Annotated in this window: 27 protein-coding genes and 1 tRNA gene; 14 read left to right on the top strand and 14 right to left on the bottom strand. The window is 59.6% G+C overall.

The features are described 5' to 3' along the window. Positions 1-2: 2 nt before the first annotated feature. The 12 genes from H9Q16_RS13260 to H9Q16_RS13205 form a co-directional block, all read right to left on the bottom strand. Complete coding sequence (locus H9Q16_RS13260; protein WP_191075905.1) at positions 3-1,313, bottom strand: TRAP transporter large permease; 1,311 nt, start codon at positions 1,311-1,313, stop codon at positions 3-5. Then, positions 1,310-1,840 (bottom strand): TRAP transporter small permease subunit, encoded by a 531-nt coding sequence (locus H9Q16_RS13255; RefSeq protein ID WP_191075904.1) that lies wholly within the window; start codon positions 1,838-1,840, stop codon positions 1,310-1,312. Before H9Q16_RS13255 ends, H9Q16_RS13260 begins: the two co-directional genes overlap by 4 nt. Then, complete coding sequence (locus H9Q16_RS13250; RefSeq protein ID WP_191075903.1) at positions 1,837-2,856, bottom strand: C4-dicarboxylate TRAP transporter substrate-binding protein; 1,020 nt, start codon at positions 2,854-2,856, stop codon at positions 1,837-1,839. Before H9Q16_RS13250 ends, H9Q16_RS13255 begins: the two co-directional genes overlap by 4 nt. A 59-nt stretch (positions 2,857-2,915) precedes the next feature. After that, positions 2,916-3,557, bottom strand: coding sequence for a TetR/AcrR family transcriptional regulator (locus H9Q16_RS13245; protein WP_191075902.1), 642 nt, complete (start codon positions 3,555-3,557; stop codon positions 2,916-2,918). Positions 3,558-3,676: 119 nt separating this feature from the next. Then, positions 3,677-3,753: transfer RNA gene (locus H9Q16_RS13240), tRNA-Pro, on the bottom strand. A 45-nt stretch (positions 3,754-3,798) separates the two neighbouring features. After that, complete coding sequence (locus H9Q16_RS13235; RefSeq protein WP_191075901.1) at positions 3,799-4,437, bottom strand: methyl-accepting chemotaxis protein; 639 nt, start codon at positions 4,435-4,437, stop codon at positions 3,799-3,801. Between the two features lie 58 nt (positions 4,438-4,495). Beyond that, a complete protein-coding gene (gene leuB, locus H9Q16_RS13230; protein WP_191075900.1) occupies positions 4,496-5,602 on the bottom strand; it encodes a 3-isopropylmalate dehydrogenase in 1,107 nt (368 codons plus the stop codon). 81 nt (positions 5,603-5,683) lie between these two features. Continuing rightward, the gene (locus tag H9Q16_RS13225) at positions 5,684-6,619 is read right to left on the bottom strand and encodes an endonuclease/exonuclease/phosphatase family protein (RefSeq protein WP_246455732.1); all 936 of its coding nucleotides are present in this window, start codon (positions 6,617-6,619) and stop codon (positions 5,684-5,686) included. A 50-nt stretch (positions 6,620-6,669) separates the two neighbouring features. Further along, on the bottom strand, positions 6,670-7,500 hold the full coding sequence (locus H9Q16_RS13220) for a hypothetical protein (RefSeq protein WP_246455729.1): 831 nt from the start codon (positions 7,498-7,500) through the stop codon (positions 6,670-6,672). A gap of 318 nt (positions 7,501-7,818) precedes the next feature. Then, complete coding sequence (gene leuD / locus H9Q16_RS13215; protein WP_191075898.1) at positions 7,819-8,424, bottom strand: 3-isopropylmalate dehydratase small subunit; 606 nt, start codon at positions 8,422-8,424, stop codon at positions 7,819-7,821. Between the two features lie 128 nt (positions 8,425-8,552). Then, positions 8,553-9,956 (bottom strand): 3-isopropylmalate dehydratase large subunit, encoded by a 1,404-nt coding sequence (gene leuC / locus H9Q16_RS13210; protein ID WP_191075897.1) that lies wholly within the window; start codon positions 9,954-9,956, stop codon positions 8,553-8,555. Between the two features lie 60 nt (positions 9,957-10,016). Beyond that, positions 10,017-10,139 (bottom strand): isopropylmalate isomerase, encoded by a 123-nt coding sequence (locus H9Q16_RS13205; protein WP_191075896.1) that lies wholly within the window; start codon positions 10,137-10,139, stop codon positions 10,017-10,019. Between the two features lie 98 nt (positions 10,140-10,237). On the opposite strand from H9Q16_RS13205, the gene H9Q16_RS13200 reads away from it, so the two are divergent. The 4 genes from H9Q16_RS13200 to rlmH all read left to right on the top strand — a co-directional run bounded on the left by H9Q16_RS13200 (position 10,238) and on the right by rlmH (position 13,440). Then, a complete protein-coding gene (locus tag H9Q16_RS13200; RefSeq protein ID WP_386259849.1) occupies positions 10,238-11,587 on the top strand; it encodes a mechanosensitive ion channel family protein in 1,350 nt (449 codons plus the stop codon). Between the two features lie 68 nt (positions 11,588-11,655). Further along, positions 11,656-12,387, top strand: a complete 732-nt coding sequence (locus H9Q16_RS13195) for a hypothetical protein (RefSeq protein WP_191075895.1) — start codon at positions 11,656-11,658, stop codon at positions 12,385-12,387. 198 nt (positions 12,388-12,585) lie between these two features. Continuing rightward, complete coding sequence (rsfS, locus tag H9Q16_RS13190) at positions 12,586-12,951, top strand: ribosome silencing factor (RefSeq protein WP_191075894.1); 366 nt, start codon at positions 12,586-12,588, stop codon at positions 12,949-12,951. Between the two features lie 18 nt (positions 12,952-12,969). Next, positions 12,970-13,440, top strand: a complete 471-nt coding sequence (rlmH, locus tag H9Q16_RS13185; protein WP_191075893.1) for a 23S rRNA (pseudouridine(1915)-N(3))-methyltransferase RlmH — start codon at positions 12,970-12,972, stop codon at positions 13,438-13,440. 37 nt (positions 13,441-13,477) lie between these two features. On the opposite strand, the gene H9Q16_RS13180 is transcribed toward rlmH, so the two are convergent. Continuing rightward, the gene (locus H9Q16_RS13180; RefSeq protein ID WP_191075892.1) at positions 13,478-13,831 is read right to left on the bottom strand and encodes a hypothetical protein; all 354 of its coding nucleotides are present in this window, start codon (positions 13,829-13,831) and stop codon (positions 13,478-13,480) included. Between the two features lie 44 nt (positions 13,832-13,875). Beyond that, positions 13,876-14,568, bottom strand: a complete 693-nt coding sequence (locus tag H9Q16_RS13175) for a DUF599 domain-containing protein (protein ID WP_191075891.1) — start codon at positions 14,566-14,568, stop codon at positions 13,876-13,878. Between the two features lie 90 nt (positions 14,569-14,658). Between H9Q16_RS13175 and H9Q16_RS13170 the strand changes: the two genes are divergently transcribed. From H9Q16_RS13170 to H9Q16_RS13125, 10 genes are all read left to right on the top strand, one after another. Continuing rightward, the gene (locus H9Q16_RS13170; protein ID WP_191075890.1) at positions 14,659-16,095 is read left to right on the top strand and encodes an FAD-linked oxidase C-terminal domain-containing protein; all 1,437 of its coding nucleotides are present in this window, start codon (positions 14,659-14,661) and stop codon (positions 16,093-16,095) included. Between the two features lie 78 nt (positions 16,096-16,173). Beyond that, positions 16,174-17,316, top strand: a complete 1,143-nt coding sequence (locus H9Q16_RS13165; RefSeq protein ID WP_191075889.1) for an FAD-binding protein — start codon at positions 16,174-16,176, stop codon at positions 17,314-17,316. A gap of 181 nt (positions 17,317-17,497) precedes the next feature. Next, the gene (gene glcF / locus H9Q16_RS13160; protein ID WP_191075888.1) at positions 17,498-18,886 is read left to right on the top strand and encodes a glycolate oxidase subunit GlcF; all 1,389 of its coding nucleotides are present in this window, start codon (positions 17,498-17,500) and stop codon (positions 18,884-18,886) included. A 55-nt stretch (positions 18,887-18,941) separates the two neighbouring features. After that, positions 18,942-19,769, top strand: a complete 828-nt coding sequence (locus tag H9Q16_RS13155; protein ID WP_191075887.1) for a trypsin-like serine peptidase — start codon at positions 18,942-18,944, stop codon at positions 19,767-19,769. Next, entirely contained in the window at positions 19,769-20,593 is an 825-nt protein-coding gene (locus H9Q16_RS13150; RefSeq protein ID WP_191075886.1) for a trypsin-like serine peptidase, read from the top strand. The genes H9Q16_RS13155 and H9Q16_RS13150 overlap by 1 nt, the downstream gene beginning before the upstream one ends. Before the next feature lie 160 nt (positions 20,594-20,753). Beyond that, positions 20,754-21,227, top strand: a complete 474-nt coding sequence (locus tag H9Q16_RS13145) for an Hsp20 family protein (protein ID WP_191075885.1) — start codon at positions 20,754-20,756, stop codon at positions 21,225-21,227. A 122-nt stretch (positions 21,228-21,349) separates the two neighbouring features. Further along, positions 21,350-21,907 (top strand): RNA polymerase sigma factor, encoded by a 558-nt coding sequence (locus H9Q16_RS13140; RefSeq protein WP_191075884.1) that lies wholly within the window; start codon positions 21,350-21,352, stop codon positions 21,905-21,907. Further along, entirely contained in the window at positions 21,904-23,943 is a 2,040-nt protein-coding gene (locus H9Q16_RS13135; protein ID WP_191075883.1) for a VWA domain-containing protein, read from the top strand. The genes H9Q16_RS13140 and H9Q16_RS13135 overlap by 4 nt, the downstream gene beginning before the upstream one ends. Positions 23,944-24,089: 146 nt before the next feature. Then, on the top strand, positions 24,090-25,685 hold the full coding sequence (locus tag H9Q16_RS13130; protein ID WP_191075882.1) for a gamma-glutamyltransferase family protein: 1,596 nt from the start codon (positions 24,090-24,092) through the stop codon (positions 25,683-25,685). Positions 25,686-25,688: 3 nt separating this feature from the next. Further along, positions 25,689-26,369, top strand: coding sequence for a hypothetical protein (locus H9Q16_RS13125; RefSeq protein ID WP_191075881.1), 681 nt, complete (start codon positions 25,689-25,691; stop codon positions 26,367-26,369).

Genomic DNA, 26,369 nt, shown 5'->3' with positions numbered 1-26,369 from the left:
TCCTATCGGCTCAGAAGGCCAGTTGAGATTGAAGGAAAGACAACGACAGCTGCAAGGCAGATCAGCATCATCAGGACAAAGGGGGCAGCACCGATAAATATGTCGGAAAGGGTGATGTCGGTGTCTTGCAACGTCGATTTGATCACATAAACCGAAATGCCGAAGGGCGGCGTGAGCAAACCGATCTCGACCGCGATCAGCGTGACGATCCCAAACCAAACCAGATCAACGCCCATCGGCACCACAACGGGCAGCATCAGCGGCACAAGGATCAGCATGATCGACGAAGAATCGAGGATCATGCCAAACAAGATCACAACGAGAATGTAGATCAAGATAAGCCCGTACAAACCCAGTTCGGCAGAGGCCACCATTTCGCCAAATGTACCGGGTAGCCCGGAAAACGAGAGCATGCGGGAATACATCTGGGCGGCGATGATCAGGAAACACACGGCGGCTGTAACCAACCCGGTTTCCACCAGCACCCGCCAAAGCGCACGGGGGCCTAGTGTGCCTTTGGCAAGACCAATCACAAGCGCGCCGACTGTCCCGATCGCCCCGGCCTCAACCGGGGTGAACAGACCCGCATAAATGCCGCCAAGTACAATCAGGATCAGCCCGGTGATCGGGCCGCCCTTTGCCAATAGAGCGCGCCGTGACAGACGCGCACCCGAGTGGCCTAAAGCCTCACCGACAAGGTGCGGTGTGAATTTTGCCATCAACAGGGTGCCGACCCCAAAAAGCACCGCCAACAACAGGCCTGGACCAATGCCCGCGACAAAAAGATCACCGATGCTTTGCTCAGTCAGCAAGCCATACAGGATCAAAAGCAGACTGGGCGGGATCAGCATGCCCAGCACCGACGATCCGGCGACGACCCCCACCGAAAACCGGGGCGTGTAGCCGTGGCGACGCAATTCAGGCACCGCGATCTTCGTAAAGACGGCAGCGGAGGCGATGGAGATACCCGTGATGGCGGCAAAGATCGTGTTCGCCGCGATGGTCCCGATCCCGAGGCCACCCTTGATCCGCCGGAACATGGCATTGGCCACGTCAAAAGCATCGCGACCCATGCCGCTTTCACTGACGAGAAACCCCATCAGGACAAAAAGCGGAACAACCCCGAAAAAATAGGAAGAAATCGCATCGTTCGCGGCAAGCCCAAGCATTTTGGACGCAAGCAGTGGAGAGCCTTTGATGGCCCAGACACCCATGAAAGAACACGCGATCAGGGCAATCGGCACGTACATGCCCAGCAACACAAGCAATCCCATCACGGCGAGCGCGATCAGGCCAATGTCGAAAGGCGTCATCTTGAAAACCTACGCAGGATGCGCGCTGCAAATTGCAGGGCGAGCAGCGTGGCGCCAATGGCCAGCATCACTTTGACGGGCCACGTTGGTGCCGTGAAGTTTCCGACAGCGCCGATAAAGTCGCCGCGCTCCCAGGACCGGGTCATGATCGGCCAGTGCGCAAAAAGGATCGCCCCCAGCACCAGAATCCCGACACCATCGAAGAGTGTTTCAAGTGCCGCCGCTATGCGGGGGCGCCGGGCGTGCAAGATGTCAATCACCCCATCGCTGCGGGTCATCCGTCCGGCTGACAAAGCCTGTGGGGCTTGCAGAAAGACAATTGCAACAATGGAGAGCGATACCATTTCCGGCACGCCTGCCACTGGTGTGGCAAAAAGATTGCGGCCGATTACGTCACAGGTGATCAGGGCGACAAGGCCGACAATCAGGCAGGAGCCGACCACATTCGCGGCCAGTGTGATCGCATCAAGAGCGCGCAGAATGTGGCCGGGTTGTGAGGCCCGGCCTACGCTCTGATCTGTGCTCACTCCTTGTCCCAGTCACGCAGCGGGGTCGCACCGGCATCGCGCATCGCGTTCATGTAAAGCGCCAGCACCTCTGTCCCTGGCACACCCGTTGCATCAAGACCTTCGGCCCAGGATTTGGCTGCGTTGTCCATTCCAGCCGCCCAGGCTGCGCGCATCTCGTCGCTGGCATCTGTGATGGTTGCACCGTTCTCGCCCATCACCTTGAAAGATGTCTCAACTGCGCCTTCTAGTGCGGAAAGATACCATTCCTTTGCTGCATCCGCGCCCGCATTCAGGGCCGCCTGAACCTCTTGGGGAAGATCATCATACCAATCGGCATTGGCGCAAAGAGCGCCCGCATATTGTGCGCCCAAACCAGCGCGCGTGATGTTTGGTGCGACCTCGTAAAGCTTGCCGGGAAGCGCGGCAGACGCAAACACAATCACGCCATCGTAAACCCCCGCTTTCAGTTCATTGTAGTAGGTCGTCAGATTGCCGGAGACCCCGACCGCGCCGGTTCCCGACAGCCAGTTGATTGCCGGGCCCGGTGCGGCAATCTTCTTGCCGTCGAGGTCTGCAAGGCTTTCGACCGGAAAGGTGGTCATCAACAGGTAATCATCGATGCCCACAGGCCCGCCAAGATAGACCACACCGTTTTGGGTGTATGCCTCGGTCATGCGCGGATCGCTGCCGTGCAGGTCGTCCATCAATTCGGAGACCAGCCTTGGGTCATCGCTAACGAAGGGCGTGTAATAGGTGACATTCTGGACAGCAAGTTTTGCAGGGTCGAACAGGCTTTGGCAGATGCCGATCTCGGCCAACCCGGCCTCAACCGTCTCAAGCTCTTCACCGACCTTTGCAATCGCACCGCCGTACTGACCGTCCAAGGTCATGCTGTGGCCGGATCCCTCCAATGCGGTAGCGATCCCGGGCGCGAACGCCTCATCAATCATCTTGACCCAGCGAAAAACAGCCGGATGGCCTGCGGCGACCGTTGCGTTAAAGTCATCGGCCAGCGTCACTGCTGGGGCGGACATCGCCGCAACAAACGCGCATATTTTCAGTGATTTTCCCATTCTTTCCTCCCTGATGGTTCTTATTCGTTTTGAAACGCCTCAGCTCCTCCAAGCGCGAAACGGACAAGAGTGTTAACAAGCTCTTCATTCGTACGTGGTGTTTCGGGTGCACGGCTCAGCCGTTCGGCGCGGCCGTCCTTTGCAAGTGAGGTGGCCAGTACGCCAAGCGCACATAGATATATCTGCGCGGCCTCCAGCCCTGATACCCTTGGCAGGCAGGTCCTGATTGCCGCGATAAAGGACCGCGCCGTTTCGTCATAATTGTCGCGCACCAGCGCCTGATCCCGCGCGTTTCCGGCAATCAGCCCCGCAAAGATGCGCGCATAGGCCCGTCCACCGCCCGAGGGCCCAAGAGCTGGCGCATAAAGTGCACGAAAAACCTGAGCCAGCCCATCCGGGGCCGAGAGGTCGCAGGTGTCCAGCATGGCGCGGCGTTCGTCGTTGATAAGCGTCGAGCGGTTGCGAATGACCGCCTCGTAAAGACGGCCTTTTGAGCCGAAGTGATAATGCAGTAATGACTGACTGACCTGCGCGCGCGTTGCCAGCGCTTTCATTCCGGCGCCGTCAAAACCGTGCTCGGCGAAAGTTCTCTCAGCCGCCTCGAGGATCTTCTGAAGGGCGTCTGGTTGAGTGTCCGTAGGAGGGCGCGAGGCTACGTTCATTCGTCAACCATGCCGCTGACTGATCGATCAGTCAAGCTCTGCATGCAATCAACCATGGTGTGCGCCAACAGGTCGCTTCTGACGGGCTTGGTATTTTTGTGAGTATGATTGGAGAATTCTGGTCGGGCTGAGAGGATTCGAACCTCCGACCCCCTGCTCCCGAAGCAGGTGCGCTACCAGGCTGCGCTACAGCCCGACCGTGGGCCTGCGTCTAAGGCGAAAGACCCGTTTGCGCAAGATGTCAGATCTGGTTCCGATTGTCGGCCACAAGACTAGAAAGATCGCGAGTCGCAGCCTGCGCTGACTGAGACAGTGCGCGGATATCTGTACTGATCTGCAAGAACCCACGGCCTGCCTCACCTGCGCGCGCGGCCTCAACACTGGCGTTGATGGAAATGAAAAAGATCTGTTTGCTGATCCGATCCAGACCGTCAATTGCCGTGCTTGTCTGCTGTGCCTGCTCTTTCTGGCGAAGCAGGACCAAAGAGATGAAAATCCTGCGTAGATGGTGAATTGCCCCAGCGACGCAAGGTTGGGTGTGCTGGAAAAGTGATGTGGTGGCGCGGGCGCGTACATTCAGATCTTCAGGAGCGCTGCAAAACGCATGCAGATGTTTCCGACTTGCAATCAGACAAACGGCGGCCTCGCCAAATCGTGCCTGATCTTCCTCTGATATGTTCACCCCGTAAGCTGTCATCAGCCGTGCGGCGTCGTGCTGCATCATCCGGGTCGCCCCGTCGAACGCAGCCAAAAGACGCTGCTCTGTCGCTTTGTCAGGGCACCCGGCGGCCAGCACCTCTGCCGCCATCCAGCAGGGCGGCCAAAGCGCGTCTTGCACGATGACCAACGGGTCGTTCTTCCAGTCATCCGGATTGATCACGCGCGCATCCCATTGTGGTGGGCCAAGCGTATCGTGACAGGATTAACCGAATGCTAACTCAGAGGCTTGCGTCCAGAGCGGCAAGAATGGCATCGCCCATTTCGGTGGTGGAAATCGGCGCGCCGTCGTCAGGGCCCATCAAATCCGCCGTCCGGGCGCCGTCCGCAAGAACCTTTTCAACCGCGGCCTCCAGTCGCGTTGCCTCATCCCCCTGATCAAAGGAATAGCGCAGCGCCATGGCAAAGCTCAGCATGCAGGCGATAGGATTGGCCTTGCCCTGACCAGCAATGTCAGGGGCAGATCCGTGTACGGGTTCATAAAGCGCCTTTGGCCTTCCTTCTGCATTGGGTGCGCCCAAAGATGCGGATGGCAGCATGCCAAGAGAGCCTGTTAGCATCGCGGCGCAATCGCTCAGGATATCGCCAAACAGGTTATCGGTGAGGATCACATCGAACTGCTTGGGCGCACGCACCAGTTGCATGGCACCATTGTCAGCATACATGTGGCTTAGCTCGACCTCCGGATAATCTGCATCATGCACCCGCTGCACGACTTCACGCCACAGGATGCCACTTTCCATCACATTGGCTTTTTCCATCGAACAGACCTTGTTGCCGCGCCGTTTGGCCAGTTCGAAGGCAGAGCGCGCGACACGGTCGATTTCTGATTCCGTATACCGCTGGGTGTTGATGCCCACGCGTTCGTTGCCTTCCTCGAAGATGCCGCGCGGCTCGCCGAAATAGACACCCGATGTCAGTTCGCGCACGATCATGATATCAAGCCCTGCGACCACGTCCTTTTTGAGCGACGAAAAATCCGCCAACGCATCAAAGCATTGTGCAGGCCGCAGGTTCGAAAACAGGTCCATTTCCTTGCGAAGCCGTAGCAGTCCGCGCTCAGGCTTCACCGAGAAATCAAGATCGTCATATTTCGGGCCACCAACGGCCCCCAGCAAGACGGCATCAACCTCAAGAGCGCGGGCCATGGTATCGTCGTGCAGGGGTGTGCCATGCGCATCATACGCCGCACCGCCTACCAGATCGTTTTCCACGTCAAAAGCCAGATCGCGCTTGGCGCCGAACCAGTCGATTACGCGGGTTACCTGAGCCATGACTTCGGGACCAATGCCGTCGCCTGCGAGAATGAGAAGGGTAGGGTTGGCCATTGGATGCTCCTGAAAAAACTGTCCCGCGCGAGGTATCGCGGGCGCGCGGAAGGGTCAAGGATGGTGGGTCTGCGCAAGGCGTCAGCGTGTCAGGTCAACCCAGACCAGGCGGTGCCGACTGGCGACCGGATCAGCTGGCAGGACTGCCGCATCTGTGACCTGCCAATCGACAGAGGGCAGCACATAATCCACCCGCATTTCGCCCGGACCGTCCCACACGACAGTTGGTATATCGGGTAAAGGATCGTGCAACCTTGGATCCCCTAAGAGCCCATTGATTGCGCCCGACCGGCTTTCACCCCTGCCAGGATCCGCATTTGCGTCAGCCATGAGGATAAATCGGCTTTCGGGGGCGGTGCCAAACGCACCATCCATGAACTGAGACCAAAAGGCTGCCTCGTCATGGTTGCGCCGGCCGTTGCGGTCTTCTGGGCCATCGAATACCGGCGGCGTCGCATGGAAGGTGAGAATGTGAAGCGGCCCAAAAGTGGCGTGATCAATCGGAACCACCCAGTGGCCGTGCGATGAAAGGCGTTGGATCGCGTGGGCCTGCGCGCCGCCCCATGGGGCACCTTCTTTCATGGGGTAAAGGTTGTTTGGCAGATCACGCCACAGAAGGGGTGTGAAATCCTGCAGATCTTCGGCCAAAATGGGATGGCGCGACAACAAAGCCATGGCACCTTGCCCGAAGAACCGACCGTACCCCTGGGCATCGCGCGCTTCGCCCGTTTTGCCGTTTTGATCCAGATCGAGATCGGTCATGCGACCCGCGTTCGGTGGGGCGGCAAACCTGTGGGGGTATGGTGCACCCGCCTTGCCCAATGCATCCGCAAGAGCATTCAAAGCGCGGCCTTCAAAGTCGTAGTCTATGCCCTGTAGCGTGATGATATCGGGGCTGGCTGACACGATCGTGTTGATGACAGCACGTACCTGTGGGTCATCCCCATTCAGAATGTCCCGCAGCAAAAGGCCCGGGCCTTTCCGGGCCAGTTCGGTATTGAATGTAGCGACGCGCAAGGTATCCGCCCAAAGGGGGATTGCGAAAAATACTGCGACAATCGCGGCGATCAGGCGGTTTGATATCCATTTGCCGCTTCGGCGTCGGCGTAGGTACGACGACGCTTGTTCGCGATCAGGTCCGCCACCTTGCCCATCGCAAGCCCGCGCATGATCAATGTCGTTGGCAAAAAGGCCCATGCGCATATCGTCCAGATCAACGTCTGCGGATTGTGCAGCGTGATTGGGTCTATCAGATCATTTGCCAATTTGGCCACAGCTGGGATCAGGAACGGGATCAGAAAACCGATGACGACACTGGAACGCGACTGCCGTCTCAGCCTATCCACAACGTCTCCGCCAGCTGTTGGGTCAAATAGCGGAAGATTAACCCAAACGTTGAAGGCGCCATATCTTGTCGGCCACTGCAACCTGCGCACCAGTATGATGAAACTTCCGATGGCGATCATGGCGACGACAGAGCACAATCCTGCGGCGATGCGTACTGTTTGCACCACCATCGGGTCAGCATCTGCCGGCAACGTCAGCACCAAAAGCCGGATGGGTGAATAGGGAAAGTCCAGCGCGTTGCCAAGGATCGTTCCAATTGCGGTCACGCCGCCTGTCATCAACCCTGCATGTGTTTGTTCGCGAATAATTGCGCTGAGCGCAACGACCATCACCAGAAGTGCAGCAAAACGGAGGCGATTGAAGGGGGCTGCGTCACGGAAGGACACGATGCTTGGGAAGTTTGAATTGTATTCGACAGTTGTCAGAAAGGCCGCCAGCATGGCGATCAGGATCGTGATCTGACTGGAATCCGTCGCGACTTCCGGCAGCATCAGCGCCGGGGTTGCCAAAAGCAACGCCACAAGGAATCCGCGCGCCACAGCGCCTGTCATTCGTCCTAGCAAATTTCTGCCCTTCCAAACTGGCCCGCCGCGATTCTGTGTCGCGTGCGTATTCCCGCTTGTCGCCCCCGGGGTCCGAGGACTGCCTCATTCTTGCCCAATTTGTGCCTTCTTTCGTCATATTGCTCAAGGCTGTTGGTTAACCAGACGTTAATGAAGCGGCTATTTGTAGGTGTGAGTGGGGCGTTCTTGCATCACCTTCATGGCAAGAAGGCGGCATAACGCAACATCTTGTGGGCGCAGTAAACTCGCCCACAAGCGTGCCGTCGTCGGCGGGAATCGGCTGAGCCAAATCCCGCTGATAGGGTTTCAGACCCAGGGACGTGCTTGTTCGGCCTGGACTTCAAAACTATCGATAGACGCGGCCTTTTCCATAGTCAGACCAATATCGTCCAGACCGTTCATCAGGCAGTGCTTTTTGAAGCTGTCGACCTCAAACGAAAAGGTCTCGCCGTCTGACGTGGTGACCGTCTGCGTGTCGAGGTCGATGGTCATGCGGGCGTTGGCGCCTTTTTCGGCGTCTTTCATCAGCACGTCGACCTGATCTTGTGGCAGGGCGATGGGCAGGATGCCATTTTTGAAGCAGTTGTTGTAGAAGATATCGGCAAACGAAGGCGCGATGACGCAGCGAATGCCGAAGTCCTTGATGGCCCACGGGGCGTGTTCGCGCGAGGAACCGCAGCCGAAGTTGTCGCCCGCCACAAGGATTTCCGCCTCGCGGTAAGCCTCTTTGTTCAAAACGAAATTCGGGATTTCAGCGCCGTCGTCGTCATAGCGCATCTCATCAAAGAGGTTCACGCCAAGGCCCGAGCGCTTGATCGTTTTCAGGAACTGCTTGGGGATGATCATGTCGGTGTCGATGTTGATCAGGGGCATCGGGGCCGCGATTCCGGTGAGGGTGGTAAACTTGTCCATTTGGTCTCTCCTGGCCTTCAAAAAGGCTGTCGGTATCATGTCGGTATGACGTCGGTATCACGTCGGTGCGTGCGTACGCCGGATTTACCGGAGTTTAAGGAGGGCGCTGGCCCCCCTTTTTGCCCTGGTCACATCAAGTCCCGCACATCCGTCAGCTTGCCGGTGATCGCTGCGGCTGCTGCCATTGCGGGTGACATCAGATGGGTGCGCCCGCCACGCCCCTGACGGCCCTCGAAGTTACGGTTCGAGGTCGCGGCACAGCGTTCCTCGGGCTGCAACTGATCGGGGTTCATCGCCAGACACATGGAACACCCTGCAAGGCGCCATTCAAAGCCCGCTTCCTTGAAGATATCGGCAAGACCCTCTTCTTCGGCCTGTGCCCGCACGAGGCCTGAGCCGGGCACGACCATGGCGCGTTTCACGGCGACTTTCTTGCCCTTGAGGATCTCGGCTGCGGCGCGCAGGTCTTCGATACGGCCGTTGGTGCACGAGCCGATAAAAACTGTGTCGATCTCTACGTCTTTGAGGGGCGTGCCGGATGTCAGGCCCATGTAGTCGAGCGACCGTTGTGCCGCGCCCACTTTGCCACCCTTGAAATCCTCGGCGGCAGGGACGTTTGCCGTGATCGGCAGCACGTCCTCGGGGGAGGTGCCCCATGTGACCACGGGTGCGATGTCTTCGCCTTTCAAGGTGATCACTTTGTCCCACTGGGCGTCATCGTCTGAATAAAGCGTTTTCCACCAATTCAGCGCTGCTTCCCACTGTGCGCCTTTGGGGGCGTGGGGACGGCCATTGCAGTATTCATAGGTTTTCTCATCGGGTGCGATGATGCCCGCGCGTGCGCCACCTTCGATCGCCATGTTGCAAACGGTCATTCGGCCTTCCATGGACAGATCGCGAATGGCCTCGCCACAATATTCGATAACATAGCCGGTGCCGCCGGCAGTCCCGGTGGCGCCGATGACGGACAAGGTGATGTCCTTGGCGGTCACGCCGGGGCGCAGTTTGCCGGTGATCTCGACCTTCATGTTCTTGGATTTTTTCTGGATCAGTGTTTGCGTGGCCAGCACGTGTTCCACTTCGGATGTGCCGATACCGTGCGCCAACGCGCCAAACGCACCGTGGGTGGCGGTGTGGCTGTCGCCACAAACGACGGTCATGCCCGGCAGAGTCCAGCCCTGTTCGGGGCCGACAATATGCACGATGCCCTGTCGCACGTCAGAGACGGGATAGTAGTGAATGCCAAAGTCCTTGGCGTTCTTGTCGAGCGCCGCGACCTGAATCGCTGAATCCTCGGTCATGTTCTTGGGGTCTTCGCGGCCCGGCGTGGTGGGCACGTTGTGGTCGGGTACGGCGATGGTTTTATCCGGAGCGCGGACCTTGCGGTTCGTCATGCGCAGCCCTTCAAAGGCCTGCGGGCTGGTCACTTCGTGGACCAGATGGCGGTCGATATAAAGCAGGCAGGTGCCATCGTCGGCCTCGTGGGCCACGTGGGCATCCCAGATTTTGTCATAGAGTGTTTTGGGGGACATTCGGTCCACTCCCTTTACGGTGTTCGGATAAGATCGGTCAGTCAGAAAAAGGGTGTGCTATTACAGGCAGGCGCGCACAGCGCGGCGGGCCCCGTAAAAGCGTTCGCGCAGGCGGGCGCGGTCGGTCTGATTGAAGACGTATTTCATGGTCAGAGCCCTAGCGCGAAAGCGGGTCGCGATCAAGGGATTCGGCGTGTAAGGCGAGCGCCGGTTGGGTCAACCCGCTTGCCGTGGCGGGGCGGCTGTGTTCAACTTTGTCAAAACCTTTGAAGGTCACGCGGTTGAATCAAGAAACAGACCCCTTTGCAGATTTCCTGAGTTCACTCGAGGGACTTTGGACCAGCTCTGTCGCGTTCGTGCAAAGCATGCTGTTGCCGGGTTGGCGGCAAAACCAACTGCTGATCATCATAGGGCTGATCCTGATCGCCTGGGTATTGCATCGGGTGTCGGGGCGGTTGATCCAGAACTATGTTCGGTCCCGTGAGGGCTGGAAAAAGTGGCAGTTGCGCCTGATCGTGCAGTTGAGACGACGGTTGGGGTTGATGTGGTTCGCCTTGATGGCAAGCGGCGTCTACATTGCGATGCAGAACCTTACCTGGCCGTCACGATCCTATTTCATCGGGCTTGCCGCGACACTGGCGGCGGTCTGGGTGTGCATTGCGTTTGCCGCGCAGCTGGTGCGGAACCGGTTCCTGCGCCGCATGGTGACATGGGCCCTGTGGATTTATGCGACGCTTTACTTCGTCAATGTGGCCGATCAGGTGGCTGGGTTTCTGGACGGTCTGGCGATCGGGCTGGGTGAATTCCGGTTGTCATTGCTTGATCTCATCACCGCACTTGTTGCGATTGGCGTGCTTTTCACGCTGGCACGCGTGGTTAGCACGACAACCGCATCGCGTATTCGCCAGAATGAAGACATCAGCCCGTCCATGCAGGTGCTGGCGGTCAAGGGCATCCAGATCTTTCTGTATGGTTTTGCCTTTTTCATGGGCGTGCGTGCCGTCGGGATCGACCTGACCGGTCTTGCTGTTCTGTCGGGTGCGATTGGTGTGGGCCTTGGTTTTGGTCTGCAAAAAGTCGTGTCGAACCTTGTGTCCGGCGTAATCATCCTTATCGACAAGTCGATCAAGCCCGGCGATGTGATCAGCCTGGGCGATACATTCGGGTGGATACAGACCCTTGGCGCCCGCTACGCTTCGGTAGTTACGCGCGATGGCAAGGAATACCTGATCCCGAACGAAGATCTGATCACCAATCAGGTGGTCAACTGGTCGCACACCAATGATTTTGTGCGGCTCGATATCTACTTTGGGACGGCCTATGGCGATGATCCGCGTGTGGTGCGCCAACTGGCCATCGATTCTGCCAAAAGCGTGGACCGGGTGCTGAGTTTCAAGTCGCCCGTGTGTCATATCGTGGGGTTTGGTGACAGCAGTGTGGATTACATCCTGCGGTTCTGGATCAAGGACCCCACCGGCGGGCTGACCAATATCCGCGGGAACGTCTATCTTGCCCTTTGGGACGCGTTCAAAGAGAACGATATTTCCATTCCGTTCCCGCAGCGCGAGGTTTTGATGCTGGAGGACAGCAAGCTGGCGCTGAAAAAAGCGGCGCCGGCTGCGTTGGACTGACCCTGCCCGCGACCATCTGACACTGAAAGTCTGATTGTAAGGTGTATCGTGTGCGCTAGGTTTGGGCGATGATATCTGAACCCATCGTTTTGATCCTTGGCAGCGCGCCGGGCGTGCTGGCCTGCCGTGACTGGCCGCGTGCACCGTTTGACCAGATCGTTGCCATCAACAACGCCTGGGCTGTGCGGCCGGATTGGGACGTGCTGATCCATCCGGAGGATTTTGCCCGGGATCGCATGCCCGGCAAGATCAGCGCGCGGCAGACAGTCGTAAAGGCGGGTGATTATGTGCCCGCACAGAACCGCTATGGCGGGTTTGTTTTTGCGGGGGGTACGATGGCGTTTACGGCGGCCTACTGGGCGCTGGATGCGTTGCGGCCGCGGGTTTTGGCATTCCTGGGGTGCGATATGGTCTATGCTGCCACCGGCAAGACGCACTTTTATGGCACCGGGTCCGCCGATCCGCTGCGCGAGGACGTAACACTGCGGGATTTGGGTGCAAAATCGGCGCGGCTGGCGATGATGGCCGCCGCGCAGGGATGTCAGTGCGTCAACCTGTCGGATGCAGCGCAGACCGCTTTGCTTTTTCCCAAGGCGGCGGTGGCTGATCTGGGCCGGGTTCAGGGCGTCGCGGTAGACAGGCCGTCTTACGATGCGCTGAGGCAGGCCGAGACCGCGCTTGGATATGACACACCGGACGGGCGCTACTGGAAGCGCGAAGATCAGTATGATCCGGCGATGCTGGCGGATATCGATGCGCGCTGGCGCAGGCTTTACGCAGCGGCGTGTGCGAAGAGGTGACTGCAAAATGGTCACTAAGGCAGATAACTGCTGTTTCGCACGTCATGGATTAATTGAAATGTCGCAAAGGCGTGTTTAAATTGCAGGTGTCCGGCACCGGGGCGGATTTTATACATTTTTCAGGTGCAGCCAGAAAAGGAGGACAATGTCCTGTCAATTCACGTTCACGCAGCTGAGGCTGCGGATCACGGTGCGGTCATGACGACCGCCCAAACCGAGACAACCAGCGAAGCGCTGCTTGCTCTTATCCTTTCCTCTCTGAAAGACGACAAGGCCGAAGACATCGTGGAGATCGATCTGCGTGGCAAGACGGCTATTGGCGATTACATGGTGATCTGTTCGGGCCGTTCGACCCGTCAGGTGGCCGCGATTGCCGAAAAGCTTGTGCAGCGGGTCAAGGACGAAACAGGGCGTACCCCGCGCCTTGAAGGCAAGGATATCGGCGATTGGGTTCTGATCGACACGGGCGATGTGATCGTCCATGTGTTCCGCCCTGAAGTGCGCGAGTTCTATCAGCTGGAAAAGATGTGGCTTTCCCCTGACGCGGCCTCGGCTGCGCATTAACCACGTCTGCGAACGGCGATGCGCCTTCATATTGTTGCTGTCGGACGGCTGCGCGCCGGGCCGGAGAAAACTCTCATTGACGACTATCTGACCCGGTTCGACCGGACGGGCCGTGCGCTGGGCCTTGGTCCCGCGCGCGTCATCGAAGTCGAAGATCGCAAGGGCGGAGGCATGTCGGCCGAGGCGGTGCTGCTGGAAAAGGCTGTGCCGCAAGGCGCGCTGATCTGCGCGTTGGATGAACGCGGCAAAGTTGAGACGTCACCTGATTTTGCCATGCGCCTTGGCACCTGGCGCGATACCGGGCGCGGTGATGTGGCTCTGCTGATCGGCGGCGCGGATGGGATTGACCCCAGCCTGCGCGCAAAGGCCGATCACGCTTTGTCATTTGGTAAGATGGTCTGGCCACACATGCTGGTGCGGGTCATGCTGGCCGAACAGCTTTATCGGTCCGCCTCAATCCTTGCCGGGGGTCCATACCACCGGGCGTAAAGCACGCGTTCTTCTGCCATTTAGCCCAACGCCGTGGCTATCGCAGCTTTATGCGCGTGATCGGAGAAGACCAGCCACCACGTGAATCGCTGGCTTGAATGCCCACCTCTGTCACATCCTGGGGAATTCTGACGCCAGAGAGAGAACGCGTGAAAGGTTGCTCTTCCACGTGGGGGTGCGCCAGTTTGCGGACGCCAAGTTCGCGACCCTCCGGGTCGAGGACGCGCCAACCGTCGGCGTAATCTTCCCATCCGGTATCCTTGTGGGACAAGGTGACATCGAAGCGCCAAATGTCCCCTGACTTGTTAACTGCCACGTTTTCAATAACCGGCGCGTCCGCCAAGGCGGGGCCCGCGAATGCTAAAATAGCTGCAAATACATGTTTTTTCATGGTTTCATTACCTAATACGATTGCACACTATATAGGAGTTGCGCCTATTTGACCAATAGGATCGCACGAGAATGCGATGCAAATTCGCGACGCCAGATCACAATCAGGGTCACAAATGCCGCCAAAATGAGCGGGATTGCGCCGGCGAGCCAGGCCAGGCTGGTCAAAGAGAAGTACATTGACCGCAGACCCCGATTGAAGCTGCGGGCGGCTGTGATGTTCAGCTCACCCGCTTTTTCAGCGACGACAGATGCTTGTGGATCAGCAGGGTCGTTCGGGACTGCGGCCATGACCACAGAACAATAGCCAAACAGTCGGTTCGACCAGATGAATTTCAGGAAGGCGTTGGTCAGGAAAAAGACAACCAACAGCAACTTGATTTCCCAGAAGATTGCGGGGTGCATCATCAGTGTCAGATCTTCGGCGACGCCCGCCACCCGTTCGGCATTTCCGATCAGAGCAAGTGTCCCGCCGATAGCAATGACGCAGGTTGACGCGAGAAACGAGGTGCCCTGTCGCAGTGTTGCCACCGTCTGTGCGTCAAAGATGCGCGGTTCCCGGGTGATCATCTGGCGCATCCATTCGCGGCGGTATTCTGCCATGATCCGCGAGACGGACAAATGGTCCTTTGCCGGATGCTCCACCCGCCAGCCGATGACGGCCCAGAAGGCAAAGATCAAGGCAACTGCCGCGAAATCGAGCGGTTCAAAGAGGGCGATACGGTCCAGCCAATTCATGGTATGCTCTTACTGCGCGGGCACGTCGGTTGCCAGCGAGATAAATTGGTAATATTATTTTACCAATATCGAATCGCGGAGGAGTCTGCCATGGAAATGCCGGTCCCGGACCCACGGGTCCTTTCTCGTAAGGCGCGGGTGGTGTCACGGCTTCTTGAGGTGCTTCCGGCGGATGCGGTGATCCATGACGAGCGGGAGACCCGCGCGTACGAGTGTGATGCGCTGACTGCTTACAAGTGCCCGCCCATGGTCGCGGTTCTGCCTGCCAGCACGCAGGAGGTGTCCGATGTTCTGAAGATCTGCCATGCGGAAGGCGTGCCTGTGGTGCCGCGCGGTTCCGGCACATCGCTTGCCGGGGGGGCCTTGCCGACGGCCGACAGTGTCATCCTGGGAGTGGCAAGGATGAACGACGTCATCGAGACCGACTATGACAACCGGTTGATCCGGGTGCAGACGGGGCGGACCAACCTGAGCGTGACGGGCGCGGTGGAGGAAGATGGGTTTTTCTATGCGCCAGACCCGTCGTCACAGCTGGCCTGTGCGATTGCGGGCAATATCGCGATGAATTCAGGAGGCGCGCATTGCCTCAAGTACGGTGTGACGACCAACAATCTGATGGGCGTCAAAATGGTGATGATGGACGGCGAGGTCGTCGAGATCGGCGGCGGGCATCTGGACGCCGGGGGACTTGATCTGCTGGGTCTGATCTGTGGATCGGAAGGGCAACTGGGTGTTGTCACTGAGGCGACGCTGCGGATCCTGCCCAAGCCGGAAGGTGCACGGCCCGTGTTGATGGGGTTCGACGACAATGAAGTCGCCGGCGCCTGCGTCAGCGATATCATCAAGGCGGGTGTCTTGCCGGTTGCGATCGAGTTCATGGACCGGCCCTGCATCGAGGCAACCGAGGCTTTCGCGCAGGCGGGATATCCGATGTGCGAAGCGCTGTTGATTGTCGAGGTCGAAGGGTCAGATGCGGAAATCGACCATCAGTTGGGGCTGATCAAGCAGATCGCAAGGCGGCACAATCCGGTCGAGTTGCGCGAGAGCACGTCGGATGAGGAAAGTGCGCGGATCTGGTTGGGGCGCAAGTCGGCCTTTGGTGCGATGGGGCAAATCAACGACTACATGTGTCTGGATGGGACGATCCCGGTCTCTTCGTTGCCCATGGTGTTGCGCAGGATCGGCGAGATGAGCGCGCAGTACGGTCTCAAGGTGGGCAATGTCTTTCATGCGGGCGACGGCAACATGCATCCGCTGATCCTGTTTGATGCTAACAAACCCGGTGATCTGGAACTGTGCGAGGCCTTTGGCGCCGACATCCTGCGGCTTTGTGTCGAGGCAGGCGGGTGTCTGACGGGCGAGCACGGTGTGGGGATCGAAAAGCGCGATCTGATGGATGTGCAGTATGCGCCTGCCGATCTTGAAGCGCAGATGGCGGTCAAGGATGTGTTTGATCCGGGCTGGTTGCTGAACCCGGCGAAAGTATTCCCGCTGGGGGTTTCCGAGGGACGGCGACGCGCGGCGTGACCTAGAGGAGCGGGGCAAGCCCCGCATTCGATTATTTGGGAATGAAGGACGCTGTCCTTCAAACATCCTGGGAATATTATGGCCAGAGAAAAACATACACCTTCCAGCGAAGCAGAGGTGCGGGAATTGATTGCGGATGCGGACGCACCGTTGTCGGTGCAGGGCGGCGGAACGCGAGGGTTTGCGGGTGCGGGTGAGGTTCTGTCCGTTTCGGGGCTGTCCGGTGTCACGCTTTATGAGCCCGGAGCGTTGACGATGGTCGCGCGGGCCGGGACGCCGATTTCAGAGATCGAAGGTGCGCTGGGCCAGAACAACCAACGGCTTGCCTTTGAGCCGATGGATCACCGCACCCTGCTTGGTGTGCAGGGGGACCCCACCATTGGCGGGGTCTTTGGGGCCAATGTGAGTGGTCCGCGGCGGATTGCCGTGGGCGCGGCGCGGGATTTTCTGCTGGGTGTGCGGTTTGTCGATGGCAGCGGTGCTGTGGTCAAGAATGGTGGCCGGGTGATGAAGAATGTCACCGGGTATGATCTGGTCAAGCTGATGGCGGGGTCTTTTGGAACGCTGGGTGTGATGACGGAGGTGTCTTTCAAAGTGCTGCCGCAGCCGGAGACGCAGACGACGCTTGTTTTGCACGGGCTGGACATCGGGGCGGGGGTCGCCGCCATGTCACAGGCGCTTGGTACGCCTTTCGAGGTGACCGGTGCTGCGCATGATCCGAATGGTGCGGGTGACGGGGCTCGCACGATGTTGCGGCTGGAAGGTTTCGAGGGGTCAGTTGGCTATCGTTGTGGTGCATTGCGCGATCGTTTGGCACATGGGGCTGACATCTCTGTTCTTGAGGGTGAAGAGAGCGAGACGGCCTGGCGCAAGGTGCGGGACGTGGAGATGCTGGCCGAGACCCAGGGCGACGTCTGGCGGATCAGTTGCAAGCCATCTGATGCGCCACACTTGATTGCACGCACGGGTTCTGACCAGCTGCAGCTTGATTGGGGCGGCGGGTTGATCTGGATGCAGGTGCCAGAAGGGCACGATTTGCGGGCGGATCTGGGCGATTTCGACGGGCATGCCACGCTGGTGCGGGCTGACGCCAAAACCAAGACCGAACTTGCCGTCTTTCAGCCTGAGGCTGCTGGTGTGGCGCGGCTGACCGCAGGATTGCGGTCGCGGTTTGATCCCCGGGGGATCCTTAACGCAGGTCTGATGGAACCGATTGGATGATGCCAGCCCTCGTTTATCTGACGCTCTTACATCGTGGCGAGATGGTTCTGGCCTGCCTTGACCGGGACAGCCGGAATGGGTGCGCGCAATATGCTTCTTAATCTTTATTTTTCGGCACCGGCCGCGGTTCTGACCGTCCTGACAAGGCGGCAACCCCCTGCAATTCAAGAGCGGAGTTTTCATGCAGACGACATTCACGCCTGAGCAACTGAAGGACCCGAGCACGGCGCGCAGCAATGAGATCTTGCGGTCCTGTGTGCATTGCGGGTTTTGTACGGCCACCTGTCCGACCTATCAGGTTCTTGGGGATGAGTTGGACAGCCCCCGTGGGCGCATTTACCTGATCAAGGACATGCTGGAGAACAACCGGCAGCCCGATGCCAAGACCGTCAAGCACATTGATCGCTGTCTGAGTTGTCTGGCTTGCATGACCACCTGCCCGTCGGGGGTGCATTACATGCATCTTGTGGATCACGCACGTGAATACATCGATCAGCGCTACAAGCGGCCCTTCGGGGATCGCGCCCTGCGCTGGTTACTGGCGCGCATTCTGCCCTATCCGATGCGGTTTCGCGTAGCCCTGCTGGGGGCCAAGATCGGGCGACCTTTTGCGGGGCTGATGCCGGATGCCCGCCTGCGGGCGATGCTGGAGATGGCGCCGAAGACCATTCCGCCGGTCAGTCGCAATGACGACCCCCAAAGCTTTGCGCCCCAGGGGGAGAAGCGCAGGCGCGTCGCCTTGATGACGGGATGCGCGCAGAAGGCGCTTAACACTGACATCAACGACGCCACGATCCGTGTACTGACGCGGATGGGATGCGAAGTTGTGGTGGCTGAGGGGGCCGGGTGTTGCGGTGCGTTGACCCACCACATGGGCAAGACGAAAGAAAGCCACGCCACGGCTGCAAGGAACATCAAGGCGTGGTGCCGGGAAATGGACGGCGCAGGGCTGGATGCGATTGTCATCAACACATCCGGTTGCGGGACCACAGTGAAGGACTATGGCCACATGTTTCGCAATGAGGCCCTGGCGGAGGATGCTGCACGCGTTTCTGCCATTGCCAGGGATGTTTCAGAGGTGTTGGTCGAGATTGCGCAGGGCGCGCCAGAGCAAGACGCACCTCAGCCCGCAAAGGATCGCATCGCCGGTATCGATGCGGTCAATAGCAGTGAGCCTGTGCCGGAAGGACTGGTTGTGGCCTATCACGCGGCCTGTTCCTTGCAGCACGGGCAGCAGATCAAGACCTATCCAAAGGATCTGTTGAAGAAAGCGGGTTTCACGGTGGTGGAACCGGCAGATTCGCATCTGTGTTGTGGGTCCGCCGGGACGTACAATCTGATGCAGCCGGAGATTTCAAAACAGCTGAAAGACCGGAAAGTCAGAACATTGGAGGCCAAACAGCCCGACGTTATCGCGGCGGGCAATATTGGGTGCATGATGCAGATCGGGTCTGGGTCCAAAGTGCCCGTTGTGCACACGGTTGAATTGCTGGATTGGGCCTCTGGCGGGCCAAAGCCACACGCATTGCGGGAAACTGGGCGGAATGACGCCGTTCCGCGTCTGAGATAGCCCGGTTGCCCTAATTTTGCCTCAACTCGTGCGTATCGCCGAGACGTAATTATTTATGAGGTTATTCGTGCGGCGTTGGATTTACCTTACCCTGCTGGCCGGGGTCATCACATCAACGGCTTTTGCGCAGGATGCGCAACTCAAGAGACTGAGCACCGGCATCGAGGCGAAGGCCTGGGAGGCAGTCGGACGGCTTGATATCGGGGGAAAGGGGTTTTGCACCGGAGCGCTTATTGCGCCACGTCTGGTTCTGACGGCAGCGCATTGTCTATATGACAGCCACACGAAAGAACGCATTGATCACGGCAATATCCAGTTTCTTGCCGGCTGGCGCGACGGGCGCGCAGGTGCGTACCGCGATGTCCGGCGGGCCGTGGTGCATCCTGACTACGTGTTTGACGGTGATGCCTCATCAGACCGGGTGCGCAATGATCTGGCGTTGCTGGAATTGCAGCGCCCCATCCAAAACACGACAATTGTGCCCTTTGGCACAGCGGCGCGGCCTCGGCCGGGCGATTCCGTTGGCGTCGTCAGCTATGCCCGCGACCGGTCCGAGGCCCCCACACTGCAGGAGGTCTGCAAAGTACTGGCGCAGCAGGACGGTGTGCTTGTGACCTCTTGTGCGGTCGATTTCGGATCCAGCGGGGCGCCGATTTTCACGTTCCATGATGGCGAGGCGCATATCGTATCCGTGGTTTCGGCCAAGGCAGAAGTGCAGGGCAAGGGCGTGTCATTGGGTACGTCGCTGGGGGCACCGCTGGCGCTGTTGCAGGCGGAGCTTGTGGCGGGCGCAGGTGTGTTTCAGGAGGCTGGACCTGCCAGCAGACGTATCAAGGTTACTGATGCGCAGCGGGGGTCTGGCGCCAAGTTCGTCAAACCCTGATGGGATGTGTCGCACGAAACCTCGACCGTGTGGTGCTTGCGCTGGCTCTGGGGTGCCTGGGTGCGGTTGCAGGTGCGCAAGAGACAACGCTGCGCAGTCTTTCCACCCAGAACGAGGCACGCGCATTTGCGGCTGTCGGACGGCTTGACAGCGCGAACGGGGGGTATTGCACAGGGACGCTGATTTCGCCCGATGTTGTGCTGACGGCGGCGCATTGTGTTTTCGATGCTGAGACCGCTGAAATGGTCAAACCGGGCGCGATGCGGTTTCGTGCCGGCCTGACGCGCGGCAAGGTGGCCGCAGAGCGCACCGTGGTACAGGTGATCCCACATGAGCGGTTTGATCCTTCCGCCGGTTTCAATGGGGATAATGTGATTTATGACGTCGCTTTGGTGCGGCTGGAAAAACCGATCCCGGTTCAGGATGTGGCCCCCTTTGTTGTGCATCGTGGCCCGATTGGTGATGGCCCGGTGAGTGTTGTGTCTTACGGCAAGGGCCGCGACGACATGTTGACGCGCCAGAACCGTTGCAAAGTGCTGCAACGCCACAAGCGGTTGATCGCGATGGATTGTGATGTGACCTATGGCTCCAGCGGGGCGCCGGTGTTCACCCATCTTAACGGGCGTGGGCGCATTCTGTCGGTGATTTCGGGCATTGGGCATCACTATGGTGAGAAAGTATCGTTCGGGATGGAATTGCCCGAAGCCATTGAGGGCTTGAAGGTGCGTCTGCGCAGTTCCGCGCCCCGCCCCAAGGCCAAGGTGCGTCGGTTGGGTCTGGGCGATGGAAAGGTCACCACCGGGGCAAAATTCGTACGCCCCTGATGCGCCACGTTTGCGACCCGAAGCCTCTTGAATACCCGTGAAAAGTGCCCATATCAGCCCTGTTCCGGTGCCTCTGAAGGGCCGGGACGCCAATAAAACATGGGCCTGTCCAATGGTGGAAGGCCTTTGCGTGAAATCGCTCGAGAAAAGAGGATGAACTATGCGTACTTTTGATTTTGCCCCCCTGTATCGCTCAAGCGTCGGGTTTGACCAGATTGCGAACCTGATGGACCGGGTGCTGACGTCTGATACCAGCACTCAAAGCTATCCGCCCTACAACATCGAGAAACTGGGTGATGATGCCTATCGCATTTCCATCGCCGTTGCGGGTTTCTCTGATGGTGATCTGAGCGTCGAGATGCGTGAGAAGGCGCTGATTGTCTCTGCCCGGAAGGCCGAGGATGACAGCGAAGGGAAAACCTATCTGCACCGTGGCATCGCGACCCGTGCGTTTGAACGCCGGTTCCATCTGGCCGATCACGTGCAGGTGACGGGTGCGGCCCATGCCGATGGCATGCTGCACATCGAACTGGAGCGTCAGGTGCCCGAAGCACTGAAGCCGCGCCAGATCCAGATCGCATCTGATGTGAAAGCGGTCGAGAAGGACGTTGTGGACGCAAAAGCCGTTAACTAAGTCCGACTGGATGATGACGTGAGGGCCCGGTGTAATGCACCGGGCCTTTTTCGTTCCGGGAATAAATTTCGCTTTGCCGCCAAGGATTGACCGATGGCCCGCGTCATACTCTTGTGATGCTGATGGCCACGAGTGACAGAAACCTTGCCCTTGCCGCCGCTGGCGGGGATGCAGCGGCGTTTTCGACGCTGCTTGAGCGGCAGTATGACCGCCTGTTCCGGCTGTGCTTTCGCCTGACGGGGTCACAGCACGAGGCTGAGGATCTGACCCAGGATATCTGCGCGGCGCTGCCCGCGAAACTGCAGGGCTACCGGGGCGATGCGGCGGTGACGACGTGGCTGTACCGTGTCGCGGTGAATGCGGCACATGACCGCCGCCGCCGGCACGCCAGTCATACGCGGGCTGCCGAGGGTTGGGGTGACTGGGAGGTAAACCGGCGGGCGAGTGACGCGGACACGGCGCAAGCGGTCGATTGGCTGACGCAGGCCATGCGCGCGCTGCCGGAGGATCTGCGCGATACGCTGGCGCTGGTGCTGGATGACATGACGCACCGCGAGGCGGGCGAGGTGCTGGGCGTTTCCGAAGGCACCATCAGTTGGCGCGTCTCGGAGGCCAAGAAACAACTGGCGCAGATACGCGCTGCAGAGATTGCGTGCACTGGCACGACGGAGGCTCCATGACCGACGACCTCGAAGATCTGAAAAAGCTGATGGACGCGGCCACGCCCGCGCCTGATGCAGATACCAAGGCACTGAATATCGCGCTGGCGCAGAAAAATTTCGCGGACCTCCAAGGATCGCGGGATGACCTGCGTCCTACTTCTGATCGCCCAAGGAGGGGCGTCTTTTCAGGAGTGAGAAATATGTTGGATGCTTTGAACACCCGCGCGGGGCTGACTGCCTCGACCGCATTGATTGCCGTTGGATTGGTGGTCTTTACCCCCATCGGTCAGAACCTGCTGAACCCCGGTGATCTGACCGAAGGTGGCGTTCGGGCAGTTGCGCCGCGTGACGATGGACAGCAGGTCATCGGGGGGCGCGAGACAAAGGAAGAGGTGCAAGAGCCGCTTGCCAAGAGTTCGTCTGATCTTGACGCGCTGATACAGGATCTTGAGGTATCCGTGGCGCCCGCGCCGCAGGTGGAAGCGATAGAAGCAGAGGCGTTGTCTGATGCCGCAGCCCCGTCGGTTCAATCGGCACCCGCAGAGAGCTTCGCAACCGGTGCCATCGTGGCCCAACAGGCCGCGCCCTCTGACCGGAGGGCGATGCGCAGCCTGCCGGTTTCTCCGGTAGTCGTCGCGGACGAAAGCGTCGCGATACCGGCCCCCGCCAATACCGAAGCCTTCGCCAATGAGGCGCCGAACCCGGTGAAGGTGACTGGTGATGACCCGGTCTCCACCTTCTCCATCGACGTGGATACGGCAAGCTATGCGGTTGTCCGCAATTCGCTGACCAATGGCTATCTGCCAAACCCGGAGGCCGTGCGGGTGGAGGAGATGGTGAATTACTTTACCTACGATTACCCCGCGCCGACCAACGGGATGGCCTTTCAGCCGACGGTCTCGGTGACGGACACGCCCTGGAACCCGGACACGCAGCTGATTCGGATCGGTTTGCAGGGGGAGGTGCCGGAGATGGCGGACCGCCCGCCACTCAATCTGGTCTTCCTGATCGACACCTCGGGTTCCATGAACCAGCCCAACAAGCTGCCGCTGCTCAAGCAGTCCTTCCGTTTGATGCTGTCGCAATTGCGCCCGGAGGATCAGGTGGCAATCGTGACCTACGCGGGCTCTGCCGGTTTGGTGCTGGAACCAACTGATGCGGGTGAGCGGACGACGATCCTGAATGCGCTGGACCGCCTGGGGGCCGGGGGCTCCACCGCAGGTCAGATGGGTCTGCAGATGGCCTATGCCACTGCGGCGTCGATGGCGCGTGAGGGCGACGTGAACCGCGTTGTTCTTGCCACCGACGGTGATTTCAACGTCGGCCTGAGTGATCCTGAGCGACTAAAGGATTTTATTGCCGACAAGCGCGACAGCGGCACATATCTGAGCGTGCTTGGGTTTGGTCGCGGCAATCTGGATGATGCCACCATGCAGGCACTGGCCCAGAACGGGAACGGGACGGCGGCCTATATCGATACGCTGGGAGAAGCGCAGAAGGTGCTGGTGGATCAGCTGACAGGAGCGCTTTTCCCGATTGCCAATGACGTCAAGATCCAGGTGGAGTTCAATCCGGCGCAGGTGTCTGAGTATCGCCTGATCGGGTATGAAACGCGCGCGTTGCGGCGTGAGGATTTCAACAACGACAAGGTGGACGCTGGCGATATCGGCGCCGGGCATCAGGTGACGGCGCTTTACGAGGTCACACCTGTGGGTTCTCCTGCGCAACTGAATGATCCGCTGCGCTATGGTGACAGCGCGCAGGTCAACGTGGTGAGCGATGAACTGGCGTTTCTGCGGCTACGGTACAAGGCGCCCGGCGAAAGCACATCAAAGCTGATCGAGACGCCGATCAACGCTGACGCGGCATCAGATGCGGGCTTTGCCGCCGCCATAGCGGGGTTCGGGCAGTTGCTGCGCGACAGCAGTTACATTGGCGACTGGTCCTATGCCGATGCGATCGCGCTGGCGAATGCGACCAAGGGCGCAGATGCATTCGGCTACCGTGCAGAAGCCATTCAGTTGATGCGTCTGGCGCAAAGCCTGTCTGAGTAGGCGGAAAGGTCCGGCCCCCTGAGGGTCGGGTTCGCCCATCTTCGGGGTGCAGATTTGAAAGCAGACCGTGCCTGTTGCGGTCTGCTTTCGCTTGTCCCGGCAGCGGATCAGTTTAGCTTGGGCGGGCGATACCTGAAGGACCCGCCATGCATTTGCGCGCAAACCATCCCTATCCCTCTCGCCGTTCCGCTGTTCTGGCGCGCAATGCGGTTGTCACGTCCCATCCGCTTGCGGCGCAAGCCGGATTGTCGATGCTGGCGCACGGGGGCAATGCGGTTGATGCAGCCCTGGCCACTGCCATTGCCTTGACGGTGGTTGAGCCAACGGGAAATGGCATCGGGTCGGATGCCTTTGCGATCCTGTGGGACGGTGAGCAGCTGCATGGGCTCAATGCCTCTGGCCGGTCGCCTGCCGCGTGGTCGCCTGCGCGCTATGAGGGTCTGTCAGAGATGCCTTATCGCGGGTGGGAAACTGTGACAGTTCCCGGGGCGGTGTCGGGGTGGGTCGCGCTGTCGGAGCGATTTGGCAAGTTGCCATTTGAGGCCCTTTTTGCCCCCGCAATCGGATATGCGGAAGATGGGTTTCCGGTCACGCCGGTGGTTGCGGCCCTGTGGGCGCGGGCCGGGGACGTACTGGGGAAACAGCCCGGATTTGCCGAAACCTTTTTGCCAGCGGGTCGCGCGCCGCGCGCCGGTGAGATTTTCCGCAGCGCGGGACATGCGCGGAGCCTGCGTCTTATCGCGGAAAGCCGGGGGCGCGCGTTTTACGAAGGGGAGATCGCGGAGGCGATTGCCGCGTTCTCCCGGGCTCATGATGCGGCGCTGACCGTAGAGGACATGGCCGCGCATGAGGCTGATTGGTGCGGGACCATCTCGCAGGGTTTTGACGCCGTTGAGTTGCACGAGATACCCCCGAACGGGCAGGGCATTGCGGCCTGCATGGGGCTGGGAATGTTGTCACACACCGGTATTCGCGATCTGGAGGCAGATGATCCGCAGGCGGTTCATCTGCAAATCGAAGCGATGAAGCTCGCGCTGGCGGATGCAGAAGGCTATGTTGCGGACCCCGATCACATGAGCGCCGTTACGGCCGCGGATCTGCTTGACCCGGGGTATCTGAAAAGCCGCGCGCGGCTGATCGATCCGGATCATGCGCAGGATTTCGGGGCGGGGGCGCCGCGGAACGGCGGTACGGTCAATCTGGCCACCGCAGATGCGGACGGGATAATGGTGTCGTTCATCCAGTCGAATTATGCCGGGTTCGGGTCTGGTGTTGTCGTGCCGGGATATGGGATCGCGCTGCAGAACCGGGGCGCGGGCTTTTCGTTGCAACCGGGGCATCAGAATCTGGTGGGGCCGTCCAAGCGGCCCTTTCACACGATCATCCCGGGGTTCCTGATGCGGGGCGGCGCGCCGCAGATGAGTTTTGGTGTGATGGGCGGGCCGATGCAGGCACAGGGGCATGTGCAGATGGTGCTGCGCACGGCGCTTTGGGATCAGGATGTGCAGATGGCGGTCGATGCACCGCGCTGGCGGGTAACCGAGGGGCTGGGCGTGGCCTGTGAGACCACGATGCCTTCCAAGACGCACGAGGCGCTGCGCGCCATGGGGCATCAACTGACGCTGGAGGCGCCGGACAATGCTTTCGGTTTCGGGGGGGCGCAGCTGATCTGGCGGATGGAGAACGGGGCCTATGCGGCAGGCTCTGATCCGCGCAAGGACGGCATGGCGGTCGGGTTTTAGCGCATGGGTGAAACGTCGATATGGCGCTGGGCGATCACGGAGGATCTGGACGCGCTTTTTGCTGCGCTCATTGCGGCAGATGAGGCGGGGTTTTCGCAGATTGCCAGTGCATTGATGCAGGAGGGGGCCGAAGACCGGCCGTCGCTGGATGAGATCGAAAAGGTCACTGAAGCCCGGCTTCGTGGAATGAACCTGCCGGATGATATTTTTGAGACGATGCTAAAAGGGTTTCGCGCGCAGATGCAGGAGGCGCGCGAAGAAGAGGACGCTGCGGCGCGGGGCGCTGAGCCCGGCCCCGACGGCCGGATCGATGTGGCATTGGCGTCGTCGCATATGTTTCACGACGAACCCTTTGCAAGCATCGATGACGTGGAGCGCGAGCGGCAGATCACCGATTTGCTGGCGCGCTACCGGGAGGCGGTCAGCACATCGCTGGGGGATGCTGGTCTTCCGTTGGGTGTTTATCTTGGGGTCAGCGTGGACCGGCTTTTTGATCATGACGTGATTGATGCGCTGAGTGCTGCGGGAATGGACCCGATGACATGGGTCTGGAAGACCCCGGACACCATCTATTGGCTGGGTCATTGGCGCGAAGGTCCGGAACTGCCGGTTGATGTGGAGTTCGGTCGCGCGCCCCATGCTGTTTTTGGTGCAGTAAAGGCGCAGGTGGCGGCGTTGGGATAG

This window comes from Sulfitobacter aestuariivivens, assembly GCF_014763045.1.
Lineage (GTDB): Bacteria > Pseudomonadota > Alphaproteobacteria > Rhodobacterales > Rhodobacteraceae > Sulfitobacter > Sulfitobacter aestuariivivens.
This window is presented reverse-complemented; position numbering and strand designations above follow the sequence as displayed.

Bases quoted from the DNA above. Each gene is read 5' to 3' on its own strand.
- leuB (WP_191075900.1), bottom strand. From the start codon at position 5,602: ATGGCCAACCCTACCCTTCTCATTCTCGCAGGCGACGGCATTGGTCCC.
- H9Q16_RS13155 (WP_191075887.1), top strand. From the start codon at position 18,942: ATGAGGTTATTCGTGCGGCGTTGGATTTACCTTACCCTGCTGGCCGGG.
- H9Q16_RS13175 (WP_191075891.1), bottom strand. From the start codon at position 14,568: ATGAATTGGCTGGACCGTATCGCCCTCTTTGAACCGCTCGATTTCGCG.
- H9Q16_RS13145 (WP_191075885.1), top strand. From the start codon at position 20,754: ATGCGTACTTTTGATTTTGCCCCCCTGTATCGCTCAAGCGTCGGGTTT.
- H9Q16_RS13170 (WP_191075890.1), top strand. From the start codon at position 14,659: ATGGAAATGCCGGTCCCGGACCCACGGGTCCTTTCTCGTAAGGCGCGG.
- H9Q16_RS13220 (WP_246455729.1), bottom strand. From the start codon at position 7,500: ATGACAGGCGCTGTGGCGCGCGGATTCCTTGTGGCGTTGCTTTTGGCA.
- H9Q16_RS13180 (WP_191075892.1), bottom strand. From the start codon at position 13,831: ATGAAAAAACATGTATTTGCAGCTATTTTAGCATTCGCGGGCCCCGCC.
- H9Q16_RS13250 (WP_191075903.1), bottom strand. From the start codon at position 2,856: ATGTCCGCCCCAGCAGTGACGCTGGCCGATGACTTTAACGCAACGGTC.
- H9Q16_RS13130 (WP_191075882.1), top strand. From the start codon at position 24,090: ATGCATTTGCGCGCAAACCATCCCTATCCCTCTCGCCGTTCCGCTGTT.
- H9Q16_RS13135 (WP_191075883.1), top strand. From the start codon at position 21,904: ATGACCGACGACCTCGAAGATCTGAAAAAGCTGATGGACGCGGCCACG.
- H9Q16_RS13140 (WP_191075884.1), top strand. From the start codon at position 21,350: ATGGCCACGAGTGACAGAAACCTTGCCCTTGCCGCCGCTGGCGGGGAT.
- rlmH (WP_191075893.1), top strand. From the start codon at position 12,970: ATGCGCCTTCATATTGTTGCTGTCGGACGGCTGCGCGCCGGGCCGGAG.
- H9Q16_RS13260 (WP_191075905.1), bottom strand. From the start codon at position 1,313: ATGACGCCTTTCGACATTGGCCTGATCGCGCTCGCCGTGATGGGATTG.
- H9Q16_RS13195 (WP_191075895.1), top strand. From the start codon at position 11,656: ATGATATCTGAACCCATCGTTTTGATCCTTGGCAGCGCGCCGGGCGTG.
- leuD (WP_191075898.1), bottom strand. From the start codon at position 8,424: ATGGACAAGTTTACCACCCTCACCGGAATCGCGGCCCCGATGCCCCTG.
- rsfS (WP_191075894.1), top strand. From the start codon at position 12,586: ATGACGACCGCCCAAACCGAGACAACCAGCGAAGCGCTGCTTGCTCTT.
- leuC (WP_191075897.1), bottom strand. From the start codon at position 9,956: ATGTCCCCCAAAACACTCTATGACAAAATCTGGGATGCCCACGTGGCC.
- H9Q16_RS13150 (WP_191075886.1), top strand. From the start codon at position 19,769: ATGGGATGTGTCGCACGAAACCTCGACCGTGTGGTGCTTGCGCTGGCT.
- H9Q16_RS13245 (WP_191075902.1), bottom strand. From the start codon at position 3,557: ATGAACGTAGCCTCGCGCCCTCCTACGGACACTCAACCAGACGCCCTT.
- H9Q16_RS13125 (WP_191075881.1), top strand. From the start codon at position 25,689: ATGGGTGAAACGTCGATATGGCGCTGGGCGATCACGGAGGATCTGGAC.
- glcF (WP_191075888.1), top strand. From the start codon at position 17,498: ATGCAGACGACATTCACGCCTGAGCAACTGAAGGACCCGAGCACGGCG.
- H9Q16_RS13165 (WP_191075889.1), top strand. From the start codon at position 16,174: ATGGCCAGAGAAAAACATACACCTTCCAGCGAAGCAGAGGTGCGGGAA.